Raw genomic sequence first — 18,680 nt, 5'->3', positions numbered from 1 at the left:
GCTGTTCGCTTTTCGTTTAATAATCCGTAATTTTGCACGTTATTTTTCAGATTAAAATCATGATGAATTTTTATAAATATCAAGGAACAGGAAACGACTTTGTAATGATTGATAATCGCAATGGCGAATGGAACAATCTTTCGATAGAATCTATACAAAAACTTTGCGACCGCAGATTTGGCATTGGCGCAGATGGATTAATTAAAATAAATCTTGCCGAAGGTGTTGATTTTGAAGTAGATTATTACAATTCTGACGGTTCTAAAAGCTTTTGCGGAAACGGAGCGCGTTGTTCTGTGGCTTTTGCCCATTTTTTAGAGATTTTTAAAGATAAAAAAACAATTTTCACGGCAATTGACGGAATTCATGAAGCAGAAATAAACGGCGACATTGTAAAACTTAAAATGAGCGATGTTTCTGAAATTATAGCAGATGGAAATGATTTCGTTTTAAATACCGGTTCACCACATTACATTCAATATGTTGATGGAATTGAAAATGTAGATGTTTTTGAAAAAGGAAAAGCCATTAGAAATTCAGAAAACTACGTAAAAGAAGGAATCAACGTAAATTTCGTAGAACAAGTTACCGAAGATGAAATTTTTGTGCGCACGTACGAACGTGGCGTAGAAGACGAAACCTACAGTTGCGGAACCGGCGTTACTGCAGCAGCTTTAACGTATTTAGCCAAAAATTCTGCCGAAAATATCGCGGTAAAAACTTTAGGCGGAAATCTTAAAGTATATGCAGAAAAAAATGCAAAATCTTTCACCAACATCTGGCTTGAAGGACCGGCACAACAGGTTTTCAAGGGAGAAACTAATATTTAATTTTAACAAAAAAACTTATCCGAATCTCGATAAACTATGAAAAAAGCAGTTCTCACAGTCGTACTTGCAGGTATTGCAGTCGGCGGATTTTTCGGTTTTAAATTTTATAAAAAATATTACGGAAACAATATTCAGAAAGATGGATATGTTTTGATTCCGCACAATGCAGAGTTTAAGCAAATCATCGATTCTGCCGCAAAATATGTGGATAACAAAGGTGAATTTGAAGAAGTTGCCCTTGAAAAAGATTTAGCGAAACGCTTCAAACCGGGACGTTATCATTTCCAAAAAGGGATGGGAAACTCTAATCTTGTGAATATGATAAAAGCTGGAAATCAATCTGAAAATTCTTTCAGAATTGGGGATTTCGGCGATGTTTACCAAATGATTGGAAAAGTGAGTAAAAAAACAGAACTCGATTCTTTACAATTTGTAAAAGACCTCAATACAATTGCGACTGAAAAAGGATATTCTTCTGCAGAAGATCTAAAAAAATATTTCTTTATCGATACTTACAATTTCTATTGGACGGTAACTCCGGAAGAATTTTTCAAGAAATTCGAAGACCAATATCAAAGTTTTTGGACTGCAGAACGTAAAGCAAAAGAAGCGCAATCTGGCTTAACGAGAGAGCAAATTTATGCTTTAGCTTCTATCGTTTACAAAGAATCTGGTGGTAAACCAGACGAAATGAAAACCATTGCCGGACTTTATCTTAACCGATACAAAAAGGACATGAAATTGCAGAGCGACCCAACTGTAATTTATGCGATGAACAAACAAAGTAATTTTAAAGACAATATTCAGCGAGTGTTGTACAAGCATCTTACGACTCCGTCGCCGTTTAATACTTATGCTAATAAAGGAATTCCACCAGGACCAATTTGTATTACCGATAAAAACTCTGTAGACGCTGTTTTGAATGCAGAAAAAAACAATTACATATTTATGTGTGCAGATCCATCAAGACCGGGGTTGCATAAATTTACTGATAATGCAGAAGAGCATGCAAGAAATGCAAAAGTGTATCAAGAGTGGCTTAACTCGCGTAATATCAAATAGTAAAAATATTTAACCTTTTTTTAACAATTTAAAATTTAACATTTTAAGTTAAATCTAGTCTTATATAGCAAGAATAATAAACAAACTAACCGGATTCCAAAAATCATATCATTAATAATAATTTTATTATCATATTTTTTTTGCAATCTGTATACAATTAGAACTTATGAATCAAACTGAAATCGTCAGTCTGTTTACCAAAAAAACTTTAGGGCTTACTTTCGTATTATCTGCGGCTGCATTTGCTTTCGGACAAGAAAAAGTGAACGTAAAAGGATCTGTGGTAAACAAAGACAATCAGCCCGTACCTTATGCATCTGTAACTTTTGTTCACAAAACCAATAAAATGCTCAGCGATGCTGCGCTTACGGATGAAAAAGGTCAATATGCAATCGATCTCGCGTTAGGAGACTATAACGTTACCATTGAAGCAATCGATTATAAAAAAGGAAGCTTCACAAAACAAATTAATACTGCAGGAAATATCGGCGCGCTATCTATTGAACCAGAAGCTGTGACGACGAATGCAAAAACTCAAGAAATTAAAGGTGTTATAATTACTGCGCAATCTACAAAACCTTATAAAGTAGAACTTGATAAAAGAACGTACGACCCATCTCAAGACCTTGTAAGTAAAGGAGGAAACCTTCAAGATGTTTTGGCAAATGTACCTTCGGTTTCTGTTGACACAGACGGAACCGTATCGATGAGAGGGAGTTCTAACGTAAAATTCCTTATCAATGGTAAACCTTCTGCATTATTAGGAATTGATGACGGCGCAAATGCTTTGCAAAGTATTCCTGCGGATCAGATTGAAAAAATTGAGGTAATTACCAACCCTTCTTCAAAATTTGAAGCGAGTGGAACTGCCGGTATTTTGAATATCATTTTAAAGAAAAACAAAAAAACAGGTTTCAACGGAAGTGTAATAGGGACAGTTGGTTACTTACCAAACACCAACCTAAACACCAATCTAAGCTGGAGAAAAGGAAACTTTACTTGGTTCTTAAACGGCGGCGGTGGTTACAGAGAATCTAAAAACACCCAAAGAAATGACGCTTACTTCAGCTCAGGTCTTAACCGTGAAACCCATAATGAATCGATTACTAAAAGTAAAAACGACAACTATAATGCTTCCGCAGGTTTGGTGGTTGACTTAACTGAAAAAACTTCTGTAAATGCTTCGGGAACAGTTCGTACTTTTGATGGAAATAATTTTGGAAACATTAACTATGAAAATTATCTTTTCAACAATTCTATTAGTACCCGAAATCGAAAAATTACGGGAAGCAACAACAATTTAGCTTTTCAAGGAGATTTTGGTTTAGATCATAAATTTGATGATAAAGGACAAAACTTAGCATTATCATTAAGCTTACAAAGTAACCGCTCGTACAACGACAGCGATATCTACCAGACACAGGATAGTGTTTTTGAGTTACAAGACATTATTAATCAAACCACAAAAAACAAAACATTAATTGGTAAAGCAGATTATGAGTTACCAATTGGTGAAAACTCTAAGCTGGAAGTAGGATATAGAATTGATGTAAACAGAAACAATTATCAAAATATTGTACAAGAAAGTACTTCTAACAACCCTTTCTTGGATTATATGGATAAATATACCTATGATGCAAAATATCAAGAGATGTTTAATGCGGGTTATGCTCAATTTAAAAGTAAAATAGGAAAGTTCGGCTATCAATTAGGTTTAAGAAATGAAAACTCACGAATTGACATCAATTACCTTAATATGAATGGGGATGTAAAAAATGAGGTAAAAAACTACAATAATCTTTTCCCAAGCGTTTATTTGAGCTATGAAATTGCAAAAGACAATCAGTTTTTGGTAAATTATTCAAAAAGAATTGATAGACCAAGATCTTACTTTCTGATTCCAAATCCAAGTTATAGTGATAACTTGAATATTTTTGATGGAAACATTGATCTGAACCCCTCTTATGTAGATTCTTACGAGTTTGGATACAGTATTTCTAAAAGTAAATTTACTATAAACCCTACTCTTTATTTTAGACATCAAACCGATGACACTAAAATGATTACTTATTTTAAAGAAGAACTTATTGATGGTAAATTAGCTACAGTTTTCCACACGAAACCAATTAACTTAGGAACAAATGATACTTATGGATTAGACCTAAACTTTAGTTGGGATGCTACAAAATGGTTGAAGTTCTTAGGAAATGTAGATTTATTTGGTTACAACACGAAAGGAGTTTATACAGGTCCTGAAGTTGCAGAACCACAGTCTTTTGAAGGAAAAGGTTTTTCTACCAGAACAAGACTTACTTCTACCTTTAAAATAGATAAAACTTTCAACTTCCAAATCCAAGGGTTTTACAGAGGTGCAACAAAAACTCAAAACCAAGACAGGAAAGATATGTATGCTTTGAATTTTGGAGCATCGAAAACAATCTGGAAAGGAGATGGAACAGTAAGTTTTAACATTCAAGACATCTTCAACACAAGAGCAATGAGAAGTACCACTACAACTTCTACATTCACGAGAGATTCTTATATGCAATGGCAACCAAGACAGTTTTCTTTATCTTTAACATACAGATTTAAGCAAGGAAACGAAAAGGTTGAGCAACCGAAGCGTAAAAAAGATATCAACTCTAACGCACAGGGAGACGATCAACAAGTACCAATGTAATTATTGGCTTAGAATAACAAAAGATTCCGGTCGCTTCGCGACCGGAATCTTTGTTTTAACCTTAAAATGAAAAATTATTTCGCTAATTCTCCGTTTTTTTCAGCTTTTGCTTTTTCAGCTTCGTAGATTCTCTTTCTTAGATCACTAGAAGAAAATCTGTGATCTCTCTTATTGTAAAAAATCTCTATTCCATTGTCGATACAATATTGTTTTCCTGTAAAATCTCTATCAGCATAATCGTCACCAATAATTCTTACATCAATAACAAAAGATTTTAAAATATCTTCTAAATCTTCCTCAGTATAATAAGGAATAATCTCATCAACCGCATTTACTGCCTTCAACTGAATATATCTTTCTACAATGGTTTGTGTAGGCTTATTTTTATTCGGACGGTCGTGTGACGGATCTATCTGTAAACCAACGATTAAATAATCGCAAACTGTTTTTGCTTCTTCCAACATTTTAATGTGTCCTGCATGCAAAAGATCGAACGAGGAAAATGTTATTCCTATTCTTTGTGTTTTCATAAATAAAAAGTTATTATTTCTGTATAATCATTACAAAGTAAGTAAAAAAGTTATTAAAATAGACACATTTTTCACTTTTCCTTGTAAACAAATTCTTAATTTCTAGATTGAAGGTATTTTTGCCATTCCCAAACGGTTTTTAACGATTCTTCGAGAGACGTTTCTGCCTTCCAATTCAGTTCTTTTTCTGCTTTATCTGCATTTGCATAAGCAATCGTAATATCACCTTCTCTTCTATCGCAGATTTGATAAGGAACTTCCACGTTATTCGCAGATTCAAAAGCTTTTACCACTTCTAAAACCGAAGAACCTTTCCCCGTTCCTAAGTTGAAAATATCAATAACAGTTTCATCAGAAGTATCATTCATCAATTTTTTAAGAGCTGCAACGTGTGCTTTTGCTAAATCTGTGATGTGAATATAATCTCTCACCGCCGTTCCATCTACTGTGGGATAATTATCTCCCCAAACATTTAGTTTTTCTCTAATTCCAGCGGCAGTTTGCATTACAAAAGGAACAAGATTATTTGGAACTCCAATCGGTAATTCGCCCAACAAAGCACTTTCGTGCGCACCAATCGGGTTGAAATATCTTAAAAGTGTAATTTTTCTTTGGTAAGCTTTAGCAAAATCCATCAGAATTTCCTCTCCCATTTGCTTTGTTTTACCGTAAACACTTTCTGGTTTTTTAAGAGGAGTTTCTTCGTTTATTGGCATTTCATCGGCTTGCCCATAAACGGTACAAGAAGAACTAAAGATGAAATTAGAAATATTTCTTTCCTTAAATTCCTGAAGAATATTAATTAACGAAAATAAATTATTTTCATAATAATCAAGAGGTTTTACCTGGCTCTCTCCTACTGCTTTGAAAGCCGCAAAATTGATGCAACCTTCGATATGATGAGCATCAAAAACCTGTGTAAGAAGTTCTTTTCTTCTCAAATCGAACGGATAGAAAATCGGTCTTTTTCCTGTTATTTCTTCGATATTATGTAAAATAAATTTTTCTGAATGCGAAAGGTCGTCTACAATTATTACTTCATAATTGTTATTGATAAGTTCCACAACCGTGTGTGAACCAATGTATCCTAAACCTCCCGTGACAAGAATCGCCATATTGATATGATTTGTGTGGTTATTAATTATTTTTTTTTGTCCCTATTTCGTCTATTTCGACAAATCTAAAATCTTCTTTTATTCTAAACTTACGAGCCATAAGCAAAAACCCTACCGTAATAGCATACATAAGAAAAACCAATGAGATGGTAAACCTATCATAATCAAAGTCGCCTTTAATAATCATTGAATCTAAAATTCCTATGGAAAAAGTTGATAGCAATAAAATCAGCATTATAGAAAATGTCTTAACGGAGTTTCTATTTTTCGACAGTAAAAAAAATAACGAAATTAAAGAAGTAACAGCAATAGAAAAAGTAGTGCTTGAAAATACAATATCTCTTATATTTGAATACGCTCCCACAGAAAGTCTATTGTAGGAAGCAAAACCAAATATCCCAACAGTAACAAAGTTGGTGATTAGGCTCACCCAATACACCAACTTGTATTTAAAAATTTTCTTTTTCATTTATTCATAAACTCCAAAACAGCGTCTGTAATGTATTTCAGCTGCTCATCGTCTAATTCTGTATGCATTGGAAGAGAAATTACCTCATCCAAAAGCTTATCCGTATTTACAAAATCTGCATCGTTAGATTCCTGATAATATGCTTTTTGCTTTCTTAAAGCAACAGGATAATAAATCATTGCAGGAATATCTTTTTCCGTTAAGAACTTTTGAAGCTCATTTCTTTGCCCGTTCAAGATTCTTAAAGTATATTGATGGAATACGTGTGTAGAATTTTCTGCTCTTTTCGGGGTTAAAATATTTTCAACACCGGCAAAAGCTTCATCGTAATAATCTGCTGCTTTTCTTCTCGCTTCATTGTAAGAATCCAAATGAGGAAGTTTTTTTCTAAGAATTGCCGCCTGAATGCTGTCTAATCTAGAGTTCACCCCTACTTCATCATGGTAATATCTTTCGTACATTCCGTGATTTACGATACCTCTTAAACGGTGTGCAAGTTCATCATTATTGGTGAAAATAGCACCACCATCTCCATAACAACCTAAATTTTTAGAAGGAAAAAAAGACGTCGTTCCTACAGTAGACATTGTACCTGCTTTCTTCACAGTTCCGTCTGCAAAAGTATATTCGGAACCAATTGCTTGTGCGTTGTCTTCAATTACATACAAATTATTTTCTTCAGCAATTTTCAGAATCTCCTCCATATTGGCACATTGTCCGAAAATATGAACAGGAATAATTGCCTTTGTTCTCGGTGTAATTGCTTTTTTAATAGCTTCTGTTGAGATCGTAAATGTATCATAATCTACATCTACCAAAACCGATTTTAGTTTCAATAAATGAATTACTTCTACCGTCGCTGCGAAAGTAAAGTCTGCCGTGATAACCTCATCGCCTTCCTGAAGGTCTAAAGCCATCAAAGCTATTTGTAACGCGTCTGTTCCGTTCGCGCAAGGAATTACGTGTTTTACATCAAGATAAGACTCCAATTCTGCTTGGAAAGATTTTACTTCAGGGCCGTTGATAAAAGCTGCCGAATCCATTACATTAAGTACCGCATTATCTACATCGTTCTTAATTTTGTAATACTGACTCTGCAGATCAACCATCTGAATCTTTTTCATATATAAAATATTTTCGTAAAAATAAGCATTTTAAAACGCTTCCAAAAATTTTATTGATTTTGTTTTATCTTTACTAAAAAATAATACGTGAAAAAATCTCTATTTGCTTTACTCATAGGAATTTCTGTTTCAGTTTCCGCACAAACTGAACTTGTTTTTGTGTATTTTACAGGAAAACCCAATGCAGCCGCTTTTTACGCTAATCCTTTAACGGAACTGAGTCAAAAATCAATTAACAGAAGAACAACGCTAGGAATTCCATTGAACATTCAAGATGCACCGATTGAAACAACGTATATTCAAGCGATTCAAAATCTTGGAATTACAGTGAGCGATAAATCAAAATGGTTGAATGGTGTCGTTGTAAATGCTAATCAGGCGCAAGTAAATCAAATTAAAACTTTAGCTTTTGTACAATCTGTTGAAAGTTTTGCTAAAAACTCTTCACTTACCGTAAAAGTTCAGCATCAAAATAAATTCCAGGAAACCGAGCTTACCAATACCATTTTCAATTATGGAACAGGCTTGGAACAAATCGACCAAATTAATTTAAAACCACTTCATTTAGCAGGTTACACAGGAACCGGAATTAACATTGCCGTTATTGATGCTGGTTTCCCGAATGTAAATACGGGTTCTACTTTCGCAAGACTTTGGACGAACTCCCAAATTAAAGGTGGGTATGATTTCGTTACGAAAACCTCAAACATCTACGATGCCACTCTCAATGCACACGGAACTGCTGTTTTGGGGGCGATTGGAGGCTATGTTCAAGATCAATTTGTGGGTTCTGCTCCAGATGCCAATTTTTATCTTTACCGAAGCGAAAACGCCACTGTCGAAATTCCAGAGGAAGAAATTTATTGGATTGAAGCTGCCGAAGAAGCCGACAGACAAGGCGTGGAAATTATCACATCTTCTCTTGGTTACAATATTTTCGACGACCCAAAATACAGCTACACCTACAACGATATGAACGGAAGTAAATCTTTCATTGCAAGAGGCGCAGAAATAGCTGTTAACAAGGGAATTTTCGTACTTATTGCAGCAGGAAATTCAGGTCAACAACCATGGCAATATATTACGACACCTGCAGATAATTCAAAAGTTTTTACGATTGGAAGCGTAGATTTGGCAGGAGTTTCGTCTCCTTTTTCGTCTTATGGTCCCAATTCTTTAGGAATTATAAAACCCGACGCAGCAGCAAGAGGAACAGCCACAGTTACCGTAAATGAAAGCAGTGTAATCACCGCCACCGGAACATCTATTGCAACACCTGTTGCAGCGGGTGGAGTCGCCTGTTTTATTCAGGCTTTTCCATCGATGAACAGAGACAATATGAGAAATTCATTACGTGCAACCGCTTCACTTGCGCCAACGTACACCAATCAAATGGGATATGGAATTTTAAATTTCGGAAGTCTTTTCAATGCAACGTTAAGTACTTCGGATTTGGTGAAGAAAAATCAATTCGCTATTTTTCCTAATCCTGTAAAAGATATTCTAAATATTGCCTCAGAAAAAGACGTTATTTCAGTTCAAGTTTTTGACAATTTAGGTAGAAGTATTCTCACAGAAAAAAACAAAAAATCAATTAAAGTTTCAGACTTCCAAAACGGGACTTATTATCTGAAAATTCAGACAAAAGAAGGAACTTTCTATGAAAAGTTTTTGAAAAACTGAAAAATATTTTTTACAAATAGGAACACTTAATTCGAAAACAATCTAAAAATGAGCTTTAAAAAACAATAAAGCTCATTTTTAATTAAGCCAACTCTCCAAAAGTAAGTAAATTACATACTGGATCTAGAAGTGCAAACTCTTTTACACCCCAAGGTTTGGTTTGAAGGCTTCCATTGGGATGAATCTCTACGTTAGAATCTAGCAAAGACTTATAAAATTTCTCAATATCTAATACTCTAAAATATGCCATTCCATAATTTTCTCTCGAATCTATATCGTGAAACAGAAAAAAATGAATTTCTACATGGTCTTTTTTCAACATTAAATAATCCGGATATTCATCCGACCCTATTTGTTCGAAACCAAGTTGCTGTATATAATAATCTTTAGTTTCTTCTTTGTTTCTCATTGGAAGCTTCGGATGAATGTGTGTAAGCATGCGATGTAGTTTTTTAAAGTATAAAAATAGTAATTAATACTCTAAATTTTAATTAAATTAGTGATTAGAAACTAATACCATGAAGTATTTATATTTCGATTTAAAATTATTTCTAATTCTTACTTTTTCGTTTATTATAATGACGGTCATTGGAACATTAAGCCATGAATGCGGTCATTACGCTGTTGCAAAATATTTTGGATATGATGCCAGAATAGATTATCAAAGCACACATATTGACAGGGATGCAACTATTGAATATCTAATAAAAACAGAAAGAAAGTATACAAATGAAATAAGAAAACAAGAAAACTTTCCGGGTAAAGAAGAATATGACAAAATAAGGCTAGACTTACGAAAAAAAAATATATTGATACTTCTCGGCGGTCCCCTTCAAACCATGATTACGGGAACAATTGGTCTTATTTTTCTTATAATTTACAGAAAAAAAGTATTCTCTAGCAACAAAACAAGTTTTGCAGGATGGCTACTCGTCTTTTGCTCGTTGTTTTGGCTTCGGCAAAGTGCCAATTCAGTTTTATGGACTTTAGCTTATCTTTTTACGGGCGAAAAATCGATGCGAGGCGACGAAATGAGGCTTACAAGATACTTCAACATGAATATTTGGACAATACACGGAATTACAGCTATCATCGGATTTATCGTACTGTTTATCGTTATTAGAATGCTTCCGAAAAACCAAGTCTTAACATTTTTAGCAGCAGGTTCGGTAGGTGGAATTTCAGGATATTATTTGTGGCTGATTCAGTTTGGAAAATACATTTTGCCGTAAATATCGCAACTAAAACAAAAAAAAACACTCTTTTAATAAGCTTAAAAGAGTGTTTTTTTTAGTTTAAAATATATTCTAAGCAGAGTTTCTACTCGCATTAATATTCCCGAATAAAGACCTTGTTACCAATTTTTCGTACGCTTCTTTATCACCTTCACCTTTTTGAATTTTCATTAAAGCATATTGCTGAATACTCAAAAGCGGCAAAACAATTTTCTCTCTAATTTTCACTGATTTTCTCGAAAGCGGGTCTTCCTGCTGAAGAATCTTAAAGCCCGTAAGTTCAAGCATTATATCTCTTGAAAGTTGGTATTCATCAAAAAGAACCGTCCAGAATTCGCCGAATTTAGGGTTGTTTCTAATATAATATGTTAACGGGAAATAAGTCTTGTTCATACTCATCATCGAGTTCAGAACTAAAGTTTTAAAGAAATCTGAACCTAAATACAATTCTTTAATTTCGTTAAATCTTCCTTGCTCCTTCAATTGATTCATTGCATAACCAAAACCGAAAAACCCGGGAACATTCTGCTTCAACTGCGACCAAGAACCCACAAACGGAATCGCTCTTAAATCTTCAAATTTCAACTCATTTCCGCTTCCTCTTTTTGATGGACGACTTCCGATATTGGTTTTCCCATAGTATTGAAGCGTACTCATCTCCTGTAAATAAGGCACAAACATTGGATGCGCCTTCAAATCTGAGTATTTTTTAAAGCTGATTTCCGCCAATTCAGAAATTAAAATTCTTTCTTTTTCTGAAAGGTCTTTTTTGTTGCTTTTAAATACATCATTTTCAACACCGGCAGTCAATAATTGTTCAAAGTTGAAAGACGCTTGTTCTTTGTTCCCAAAAATACTCGTAATTGTTTGCCCTTGAATGGTAAGTTCAATTTTATTATTGGCAATTGTTTTCCCTTGTGATGCGTAGAAATCGTGAGTTTTACCTCCTCCTCTCGCCGGTGGACCACCTCTACCGTCGAAGAAAACGACTTTAATTCCGTTTTGCTCAGAAATTGCGGTGAGAAGTTCTTTTGCTTTGTAAATTTCCCAGTTCGCTTTCAAATAACCGCCATCTTTTGTGCCATCAGAAAAACCAAGCATAATGGTTTGTTGGTTGCCACGCTTTTCAACATGCTTTCTATAAATTGGATGATTGTACAAATCGTTCATCACAGATTCTGCATTCGCAAGACCTTCCATGGTTTCAAACAACGGAACAATATCCATCTTAATTTCGTCGTCTTGATAGCCGCAAAGTTTGAAAAACGCATACACATTCATCACATCTTTCACATCGTCTGAGTTTGATATAATGTAGCGATTCATCCCTCTCAAGCCATTATATTTTTGGATTTCAGTAATTTGGCTAACCGTATCCAAAGTATCTTTTACAATACCTTCAAATTGATTAGAATCTACTTGTTCTGAAACAGCAATAAGCTTTGTATATTTTGTTTGAAAATTTGCCTCTTCATCTCCAAATAATGCAGAATAAACTGTGTCAATCACTTGTTGATGCACTCTACTGTCTTGTCGCACATCCAAAGTTGCAAAGTGAGTCCCGAAAATTTTCACACGGTCTATAAAACCTTGTAAAATATCTAAGAAAAGACCATTATGTTGATGAATTAAAATATGTTCTGCTTCTTTCGCTTTTTTCAAGATAATTTCGCAGGAAATTTCTCTATTGTCGTAAATCGCTCTGTAAATATGCTCACTTAAATCTCTTAAAACTTCAGAAACACCTCTAAAACTAAGCCTTCTTCTTACAAATTTTAAATGATTGTAATATGATTTTAAAATGGCTTCTCGAAGTTCTGCCGCTACTCTTTTGGTAACTTCTGCCGTTACAAAAGGATTTCCGTCGCGGTCACCTCCTGGCCAAAACCCAAGCTGAATAATGTCTTCATGAAGGTTGAAATGACCGTTTTCAAATGTTTTTTTAATTTTTGTGAACAAATCTCCCACCGTTTCATAATACACAAAACGTAAATACGTAATAATACTTAAAGCTTCATCAATTGGCGTAGGTTTCTCTTTATTTACAAAAGGCGTTTTCCCAAGTTGCTGCAACAAAGTATCAATCTGTGTAACAGAATCGGTTGTAATTGCCCCTCTCAAATCCTGAATGATCTTCTGCACCGAGTTTGGATAAAACTGTGTTGGGTGCGCTGTAAAAACCACTTTCACGTTGAAGTCTTCCAACTTTTTTCGCACTTTTTCAAGTTGATGATTGTTTACTGCTTTTTCGTACATATTTACCACTGTTCCGTTGTCGCTTTCAGAATGCAAACTCGGGAAAGCAGCGTCTTCAATACTATCAAACAAAACGACTTGCCTTTCTATATATTGAATAATTTTAAAGAGTAATTCTAATTTTTGGTCTTCAGTTTGAAGATCGGTATGATTTTTAAAAAACTCTTCTAATATATCTTCGGGAGTTTTTCCGGCTTCGTATCCATTTCTGCTTTCCTCATACAGAAAAGGAAGCAACATCCCAATATTCGTCATTTTATCATACGGCAAACTCATAAAAAGTGAGTTGTAGATTTGAAATTTATTTTCAACAATCTGCCTGAATTTTTCTGCGCGTTGGTCGTGTATCATACAACAAATGTAAGAGATTTATGTTTAATTTAATAGCGATAAACATTTAAAAAGTATTAAATTTAACCCAGAATTAATGATTTTAGATCCTAGAAATTGATTTTGTTATTAAAATTTAGCAGTCTTCAAACAAATTAGCCTTATGATAAAAATATCAAGCATTGGAATAATATTCTTTTCACAGTTGATTTTTAGTCAAACAGCTAAAACCGATGGTTATCAAAAAATTCCGGAAGTTTTTGAAAAAGCTGCAAACAGCTATCCTTTTATTACGCCCAATCAAGATTATGATTATTGGAAAGTTTTTACCAATGACCCTGATTCTGAAAAAGCCATTTTATATGAAAGCCAAACTCCCGAACCTATGACGATTTTGGAACCTGCTCCTAAAAAAGGTTTTTTCCAAAAATGTTTAGGCGACAATTGTTTTCATTATATTATTGCTTGTAAAAATGATCAAACTAAATATTTCAATACCGAGCAAGAACTGGTAAAATTTATAGGGACTGTTGATAACATCGGAGAAGCTGTGTTGGTTGCCAATACGCACAGTTTCTATGTAGATTCTGAAAATTTCGAAGCTGGTTCTTTCAGAAAAGATGATGATTTTTTTTATTTAAATACTTTCAGACCTGAAAGATGTGACGATGTGAGAGAAAAGTATTTCGTGACCATTAATCGTAAAAATGCCAAAATTAAATTTGAAAGACAAGGAGTTTATACCGAGAAAAAGACCTGTAACTAGCATAAAATCGAAAAAATTATTGATAAAAAATAGTTTTTATAAATAATACGCCAAAAAAGCTCCATTTCGTTAGAGATATTTCAAATTTATTTTTATTTTAGCATATTCTTAAATTTGTGAAAATGAAAAAACACCTACTTTTATTTGCCTTTTCTGCTTTAATACTCAATTCTTGCAAAGATGAAGATGTCTGGAGCTATGAACTAGAGTTGCTGAAAGGTGACTGGAAGACAGAAAAAACAGAAATCATTTCAGGAGCAGACCTTACAACAGCTCTTGATACACAATTACCAACTTTTTGTAGCAAGCAAGATGTAACAACTTTTAGAACAGATATGGCTATTAATTACCGTTCTTTTTCTGGAGGTACTACATGCACTCAAAATTTCACTAAAGGAACGTTTACTTATGATGCTGATAAAAAAGACATGGTCATCAACTTTGAAAATGATAAAAAAAGACCTTACAAGGTGATTATCCTTAGTAGTACTGAGCTAAAATTAAAGCAGATGTACGACAATATCGACATTAATGGAGATTTTGTAATTGACACCACTTACATTAGCTACAAAAGATAAAATATACTCCCGAATATTTCGGGAGTTTTTTATTACCTTTATTCCACTAAAATTTTAGATAGAATGAAGAAGATTTTTTCAGTAGTATTACTGATGCTATTTGCCTTAGCTTTTTCTCAAGAAAAAAAGCCGATGTTTTGGCAAGACATCCAAGAATTCAAAAAGAAAGACCAACAAACACCACCTCAAAAAGATGCCATTCTGCTTATCGGAAGTTCTTCTTTCACCAAATGGCAGGATGTTTCTGATTATTTTCCAGGAAAAACTATTATCAATAGAGGTTTTGGAGGTTCAAGATTAATAGATTTAAATTATTTTTCTGAAGATTTACTTTCTCCTTACCAACCCAAACAAATTATTGTATATTGTGGTGAAAATGACTTTGCAGACGACAAAAACCTAAAAGCAGACGTTGTTGTGGAAAGATTCAAAACTTTTTATCAAAAAATTCGCGCAAAATTCCCGAACATTGAAGTAGATTATATTTCAATTAAATATTCGCCGAGCAGAGAACATCTTTGGCCTCAAATGAAGGAAGCCAACAAAAAGATTAAGAAGTTTATGAAGAAAGAAAAAAATGCAGAATTTATTGACATCACCAAAGTAATGAACGACTCGAAGGGGAATATTCGAAAAGATATTTTTGTAGAAGACATGCTTCACATGACACCAGAAGGATATAAACTTTGGACTTCTGTTATGAATCCTTACATGAAGTAGTTTATCATAAAAATAAAAAACGATTCCTTCTGAGAATCGTTTTTTTTATATTACTTCTTTCTTTTAGACTTTGAAATTGCTTTTTGCTGCGCTCTGTTGGCTCCAAATTTCTTAGGTGCTTTTCTTTTTGAAGGACCACCCCAGTTTTCTTTAGTGTTTTTCGCTTTCTTTTCATGGAAAGCACCTCCACCTTCATTCAGTTTTACCTGCGCTGGGTTCTTCATCACAACTTGCTCCTCTTCAGCAGCAATCTTTTTAGGATTTATTTTAACTTCTGCAGGGAAATCGATGTACTTTAATTCCTTGTCCATCAATAATTCAATATCTAAAGCTAAAGTTTCTTCCTTTTTAGTAACGAAAGTAATGGCTTTACCATCTTTATCTGCTCTACCCGTTCTACCAATTCTGTGAATATACTGTTCTGGAATATCGGGCGTTTCAAAGTTGATAACGTGTGTAATATCAGAAATATCCAAACCTCTCGCCATTACATCGGTTGTAATCAAACCTCTAATCTCTTCGTTTTCAAAACGTTTCATTGCTTTCAAACGGTAATTTTGAGATTTATTTGAGTGAATTACATCAAATTGCTCTGGGAACAGCTCATCAATCTTGGTGAATAAAAGGTCGGCATGTCTTTTATTATTATTAAAAATCAACACTTTAGACATTTCTGAAGTGTTTTTCAGTAAATGTTCTAATAAATTAATTTTTGTGTTGAAATTCTCAACTTTATAAGCCGTTTGTTCGATTTTCTCAAGCGGAGTTCCAGATTTTGCCAAAGAAATTTCTATCGGACTTGCAAAATATTCATCCAACATATCATCAACAGCTTCAGTCATGGTTGCCGAGAAAAGAATGTTTTGTCTTTTCTCTTTCATCATTTCAAAAATATGTGTCAACTGTGGTCTGAAACCCAAGTTCAGCATTTCATCAAACTCATCAATAATCAGTTTCTGAACTTCCTTTAAAGAAATAGCATTATCAATCGCCAAATCCATCACTCGTCCCGGTGTTCCTACCAAAATATCGCAACCATCGTTGAAGAGAAGTTTCTGAGTGTTGATATTTTTCCCTCCGTAAATTCCGATTACTCTTGCAGTAATATTTTCTGTAAGCTTTTCTAAAATTTCCGTTACCTGCACCACCAATTCTCTTGTTGGTACCAAAACCAAAACCGTAGGATTTCCTGTTTTGTTGTATTTCCAAGTTTTTAAAACGGGTAAAAGATAGGCTAAAGTTTTTCCGGTTCCTGTTTGTGCGATTCCCATCACATCTCTTCCAGAAAGAATCGGTTTAAGACTTTTCTCCTGAATAGGTGTAGGTTCGAATAATTCTAAATCTGCTAAAACATCAAGTATTTTAACCGGAAGGTCAAAATCTGCAAAAGTGAGTTTTTCCATTTTGCAAAGATAGGCAAATTTTATGATGGGCGCTGAAACTTAGAAGATGGAAGTTTTTTGAATATGTTCTTGGTGAATTTTTCTTCAATCGATTTTAAAATTCTTCTTATTAAAACGTAAATTTTAAAATAATCTTCATCGTTTAATATTACTTCAAAAAGCCTTTACACATTATTCACAAAGTTTTTAGGCAAAATGTTTGAAAACATTTTAGAATTCATAAGTTTGAAAATCAATGATTTTCAATTAATAGCATTAAAAAAATCTTTGAAATTGCTTGATGAAAAAATTATTTTCTCAAAATTCTAAGCATTAAAATAATTACTAAAATTACCGAAAAACAAAATCCTAAAACCGCCACCAAAGACATTTCACCGATTCTTGGGCCCGATTCTGAAACAAAAACAATTGCGGTTGCAATAATATTTGCGCCTAAAATCATGGCTAAAATTAAATTAACAATACTCGATTTAATGAGTTGGTTGGTTCTTTCAATATTTTTAATTTCACTCGTTACGGTAAATTTATTTTCGTCCAGTTTTTGAAGCACAGAACGGAGTTCTTTAGGAATTTCATCTACATTATCGGTGAAGGTCATCATTTTATCCATCCCGGTTTTCAAGAGGTTTTCGGGCGAAAGTTTTCGGGCAAAAATCTTTTTGGAGTATGGTTTTAAACTTTTCACTACATCCAAATCTGGGTTTATGCTTCTTCCAACGCCTTCTATTAAACCAATTCCTTTAAAAAGCAGGTAAAAATAATCGGGCATGTACAAACGATTATCTTTCAAAACGTCTTTCATTTTATTCATCACCACATTTGCATCGATATCTTTGAGTGACGAACTATGAACGAAATCCAGAATTTCCCGCACATCATTCTCAAATCTTCTTTCATCCGGAATGCTGTAACTTACCGCCATTTTCTTTAAATAACGAACGATTTTATGAGCATTTTTCGCTACAAAAGCGATAATCAGATTTTCTAAAACCTCTTTATCATTCGGTTGAATTTTTCCGACAGCTCCAAAATCAATGAACACCACTTTCCCGTCTTTTTTCACCAAAATATTTCCTGCGTGCGGATCTGCGTGGAAAAAACCGTAATCTAAAATTTGTGAGACAAAAAGTCTTAAACCTAGTTCAGAAATGGTAACCGGATCAATTTCATTTTCGAGAAGCTTAGCTTTATCCGTTACTTTTATTCCATCCACAAACTCCATGCAAAGCACGGTATTGTTGGAAAATTCTTCGTACACTTTCGGCACATACGTTTCTTTATTATTCTTAAAATTTCGGGCAAACTGAAGAATATTTTCTTTTTCATTAACGAGCGAAACTTCTTCTAACAAAGACTTTTCAAAAGTAGAAATCGCTTGTTTTAAATTCAGTTTTTCGCCTAAATCTGAATAAGAATACAACAGTTTGATGATGTCTTTCAGCAACAATAAATCGTCTTCGATGTAGGTTTGGACGTCTGGTTTTTTAATTTTTAGAATTACTTTCTCGCCAGACAACAATTCAGCTTGATAAACCTGCGCAATAGAAGCGGTTGCCAAAGGTTTTGGCTCGATAAAAGCAAAATATTCGTCGGTAGAAATTCCCAGTTCGTTTTCGAGGATTTCTTTAACGTTCATTTCCACCACTTCCACTCTATCTTGAAGTTTTTGCAACTCTTGAATCAGTTCTGGTGGAAGCAAATCTTCACGATTGCTGAAAGTTTGTCCCAGTTTCACAAAAGTTGGCCCCAATTCTTCCAAAACCAGCCTGATTCTCTCATAAACTGTTCCTTTAGAAACAATTTCATCGGTTTGAACATCGATGTTTTCAGACTTTTTGCCTCCGTTCATTCGAGATAAAAGGTCTTTGAAACCGTATTTACTCAACACGGAAATCATTT

16 protein-coding genes are annotated in these 18,680 nt (G+C 34.0%); 8 read left to right on the top strand and 8 right to left on the bottom strand.

Features of this window, described 5'->3' with window-relative positions:
• The first annotated feature begins 59 nt into the window (after window positions 1–59).
• The 3 genes from dapF (at window position 60) to AC2A1D_RS06385 (ending at window position 4,572) form a co-directional block, all read left to right on the top strand.
• On the top strand, window positions 60–830 hold the full coding sequence (dapF, locus tag AC2A1D_RS06395) for a diaminopimelate epimerase (RefSeq protein ID WP_484042800.1): 771 nt from the start codon (window positions 60–62) through the stop codon (window positions 828–830).
• 36 nt (window positions 831–866) lie between these two features.
• On the top strand, window positions 867–1,892 hold the full coding sequence (gene mltG, locus AC2A1D_RS06390; RefSeq protein ID WP_484042799.1) for an endolytic transglycosylase MltG: 1,026 nt from the start codon (window positions 867–869) through the stop codon (window positions 1,890–1,892).
• Window positions 1,893–2,058: 166 nt separating this feature from the next.
• Window positions 2,059–4,572 carry a TonB-dependent receptor domain-containing protein gene (locus tag AC2A1D_RS06385; protein ID WP_484042798.1) on the top strand — a complete coding sequence of 838 codons (2,514 nt, stop codon included), beginning with the start codon at window positions 2,059–2,061 and terminating at the stop codon, window positions 4,570–4,572.
• Between the two features lie 74 nt (window positions 4,573–4,646).
• Here the strand turns inward: AC2A1D_RS06385 and AC2A1D_RS06380 are convergent, their stop codons facing one another.
• The 4 genes from AC2A1D_RS06380 to AC2A1D_RS06365 all read right to left on the bottom strand — a co-directional run bounded on the left by AC2A1D_RS06380 (window position 4,647) and on the right by AC2A1D_RS06365 (window position 7,810).
• Window positions 4,647–5,102 carry an adenylyltransferase/cytidyltransferase family protein gene (locus AC2A1D_RS06380; protein WP_484042797.1) on the bottom strand — a complete coding sequence of 152 codons (456 nt, stop codon included), beginning with the start codon at window positions 5,100–5,102 and terminating at the stop codon, window positions 4,647–4,649.
• Window positions 5,103–5,197: 95 nt separating this feature from the next.
• Window positions 5,198–6,217: a UDP-glucose 4-epimerase GalE gene (gene galE / locus AC2A1D_RS06375; RefSeq protein WP_484042796.1), complete on the bottom strand. Its 1,020-nt coding sequence runs from the start codon at window positions 6,215–6,217 to the stop codon at window positions 5,198–5,200.
• 22 nt (window positions 6,218–6,239) lie between these two features.
• Window positions 6,240–6,686 carry a hypothetical protein gene (locus AC2A1D_RS06370; protein ID WP_484042795.1) on the bottom strand — a complete coding sequence of 149 codons (447 nt, stop codon included), beginning with the start codon at window positions 6,684–6,686 and terminating at the stop codon, window positions 6,240–6,242.
• The gene (locus AC2A1D_RS06365) at window positions 6,683–7,810 is read right to left on the bottom strand and encodes a DegT/DnrJ/EryC1/StrS family aminotransferase (protein WP_484042794.1); all 1,128 of its coding nucleotides are present in this window, start codon (window positions 7,808–7,810) and stop codon (window positions 6,683–6,685) included. Before AC2A1D_RS06365 ends, AC2A1D_RS06370 begins: the two co-directional genes overlap by 4 nt.
• An 87-nt stretch (window positions 7,811–7,897) precedes the next feature.
• On the opposite strand from AC2A1D_RS06365, the gene AC2A1D_RS06360 reads away from it, so the two are divergent.
• Window positions 7,898–9,493 (top strand): S8/S53 family peptidase, encoded by a 1,596-nt coding sequence (locus AC2A1D_RS06360; protein WP_484042793.1) that lies wholly within the window; start codon window positions 7,898–7,900, stop codon window positions 9,491–9,493.
• 82 nt (window positions 9,494–9,575) lie between these two features.
• On the opposite strand, the gene AC2A1D_RS06355 is transcribed toward AC2A1D_RS06360, so the two are convergent.
• Window positions 9,576–9,932: a bleomycin resistance protein gene (locus tag AC2A1D_RS06355; protein WP_484042792.1), complete on the bottom strand. Its 357-nt coding sequence runs from the start codon at window positions 9,930–9,932 to the stop codon at window positions 9,576–9,578.
• 79 nt (window positions 9,933–10,011) lie between these two features.
• Here AC2A1D_RS06355 and AC2A1D_RS06350 point away from each other — a divergent pair, with 79 nt between their 5' ends.
• The gene (locus tag AC2A1D_RS06350; RefSeq protein WP_484042791.1) at window positions 10,012–10,725 is read left to right on the top strand and encodes a hypothetical protein; all 714 of its coding nucleotides are present in this window, start codon (window positions 10,012–10,014) and stop codon (window positions 10,723–10,725) included.
• Between the two features lie 75 nt (window positions 10,726–10,800).
• Here the strand turns inward: AC2A1D_RS06350 and AC2A1D_RS06345 are convergent, their stop codons facing one another.
• Entirely contained in the window at window positions 10,801–13,335 is a 2,535-nt protein-coding gene (locus AC2A1D_RS06345; protein ID WP_484042790.1) for a phosphoenolpyruvate carboxylase, read from the bottom strand.
• A gap of 142 nt (window positions 13,336–13,477) precedes the next feature.
• Between AC2A1D_RS06345 and AC2A1D_RS06340 the strand changes: the two genes are divergently transcribed.
• The 3 genes from AC2A1D_RS06340 to AC2A1D_RS06330 all read left to right on the top strand — a co-directional run bounded on the left by AC2A1D_RS06340 (window position 13,478) and on the right by AC2A1D_RS06330 (window position 15,378).
• A complete protein-coding gene (locus tag AC2A1D_RS06340) occupies window positions 13,478–14,080 on the top strand; it encodes a hypothetical protein (protein WP_484042789.1) in 603 nt (200 codons plus the stop codon).
• Between the two features lie 122 nt (window positions 14,081–14,202).
• Window positions 14,203–14,658 carry a lipocalin family protein gene (locus AC2A1D_RS06335; RefSeq protein ID WP_484042788.1) on the top strand — a complete coding sequence of 152 codons (456 nt, stop codon included), beginning with the start codon at window positions 14,203–14,205 and terminating at the stop codon, window positions 14,656–14,658.
• A 63-nt stretch (window positions 14,659–14,721) separates the two neighbouring features.
• A complete protein-coding gene (locus AC2A1D_RS06330) occupies window positions 14,722–15,378 on the top strand; it encodes a GDSL-type esterase/lipase family protein (RefSeq protein ID WP_484042787.1) in 657 nt (218 codons plus the stop codon).
• Window positions 15,379–15,428: 50 nt separating this feature from the next.
• Here the strand turns inward: AC2A1D_RS06330 and AC2A1D_RS06325 are convergent, their stop codons facing one another.
• Together AC2A1D_RS06325 and AC2A1D_RS06320 are read right to left on the bottom strand one after the other, a co-directional pair.
• Entirely contained in the window at window positions 15,429–16,781 is a 1,353-nt protein-coding gene (locus AC2A1D_RS06325) for a DEAD/DEAH box helicase (protein WP_484042786.1), read from the bottom strand.
• 289 nt (window positions 16,782–17,070) lie between these two features.
• Complete coding sequence (locus AC2A1D_RS06320; protein ID WP_484042785.1) at window positions 17,071–18,678, bottom strand: ABC1 kinase family protein; 1,608 nt, start codon at window positions 18,676–18,678, stop codon at window positions 17,071–17,073.
• Between the last annotated feature and the right edge of the window lie 2 nt (window positions 18,679–18,680).

It is taken from the genome of Chryseobacterium sp. HNCC26DJ239 (genome assembly GCF_057180445.1).
The sequence above is the reverse complement of the archived record's forward strand: the minus strand, read 5'-3'. Positions and strand labels throughout refer to the sequence as shown.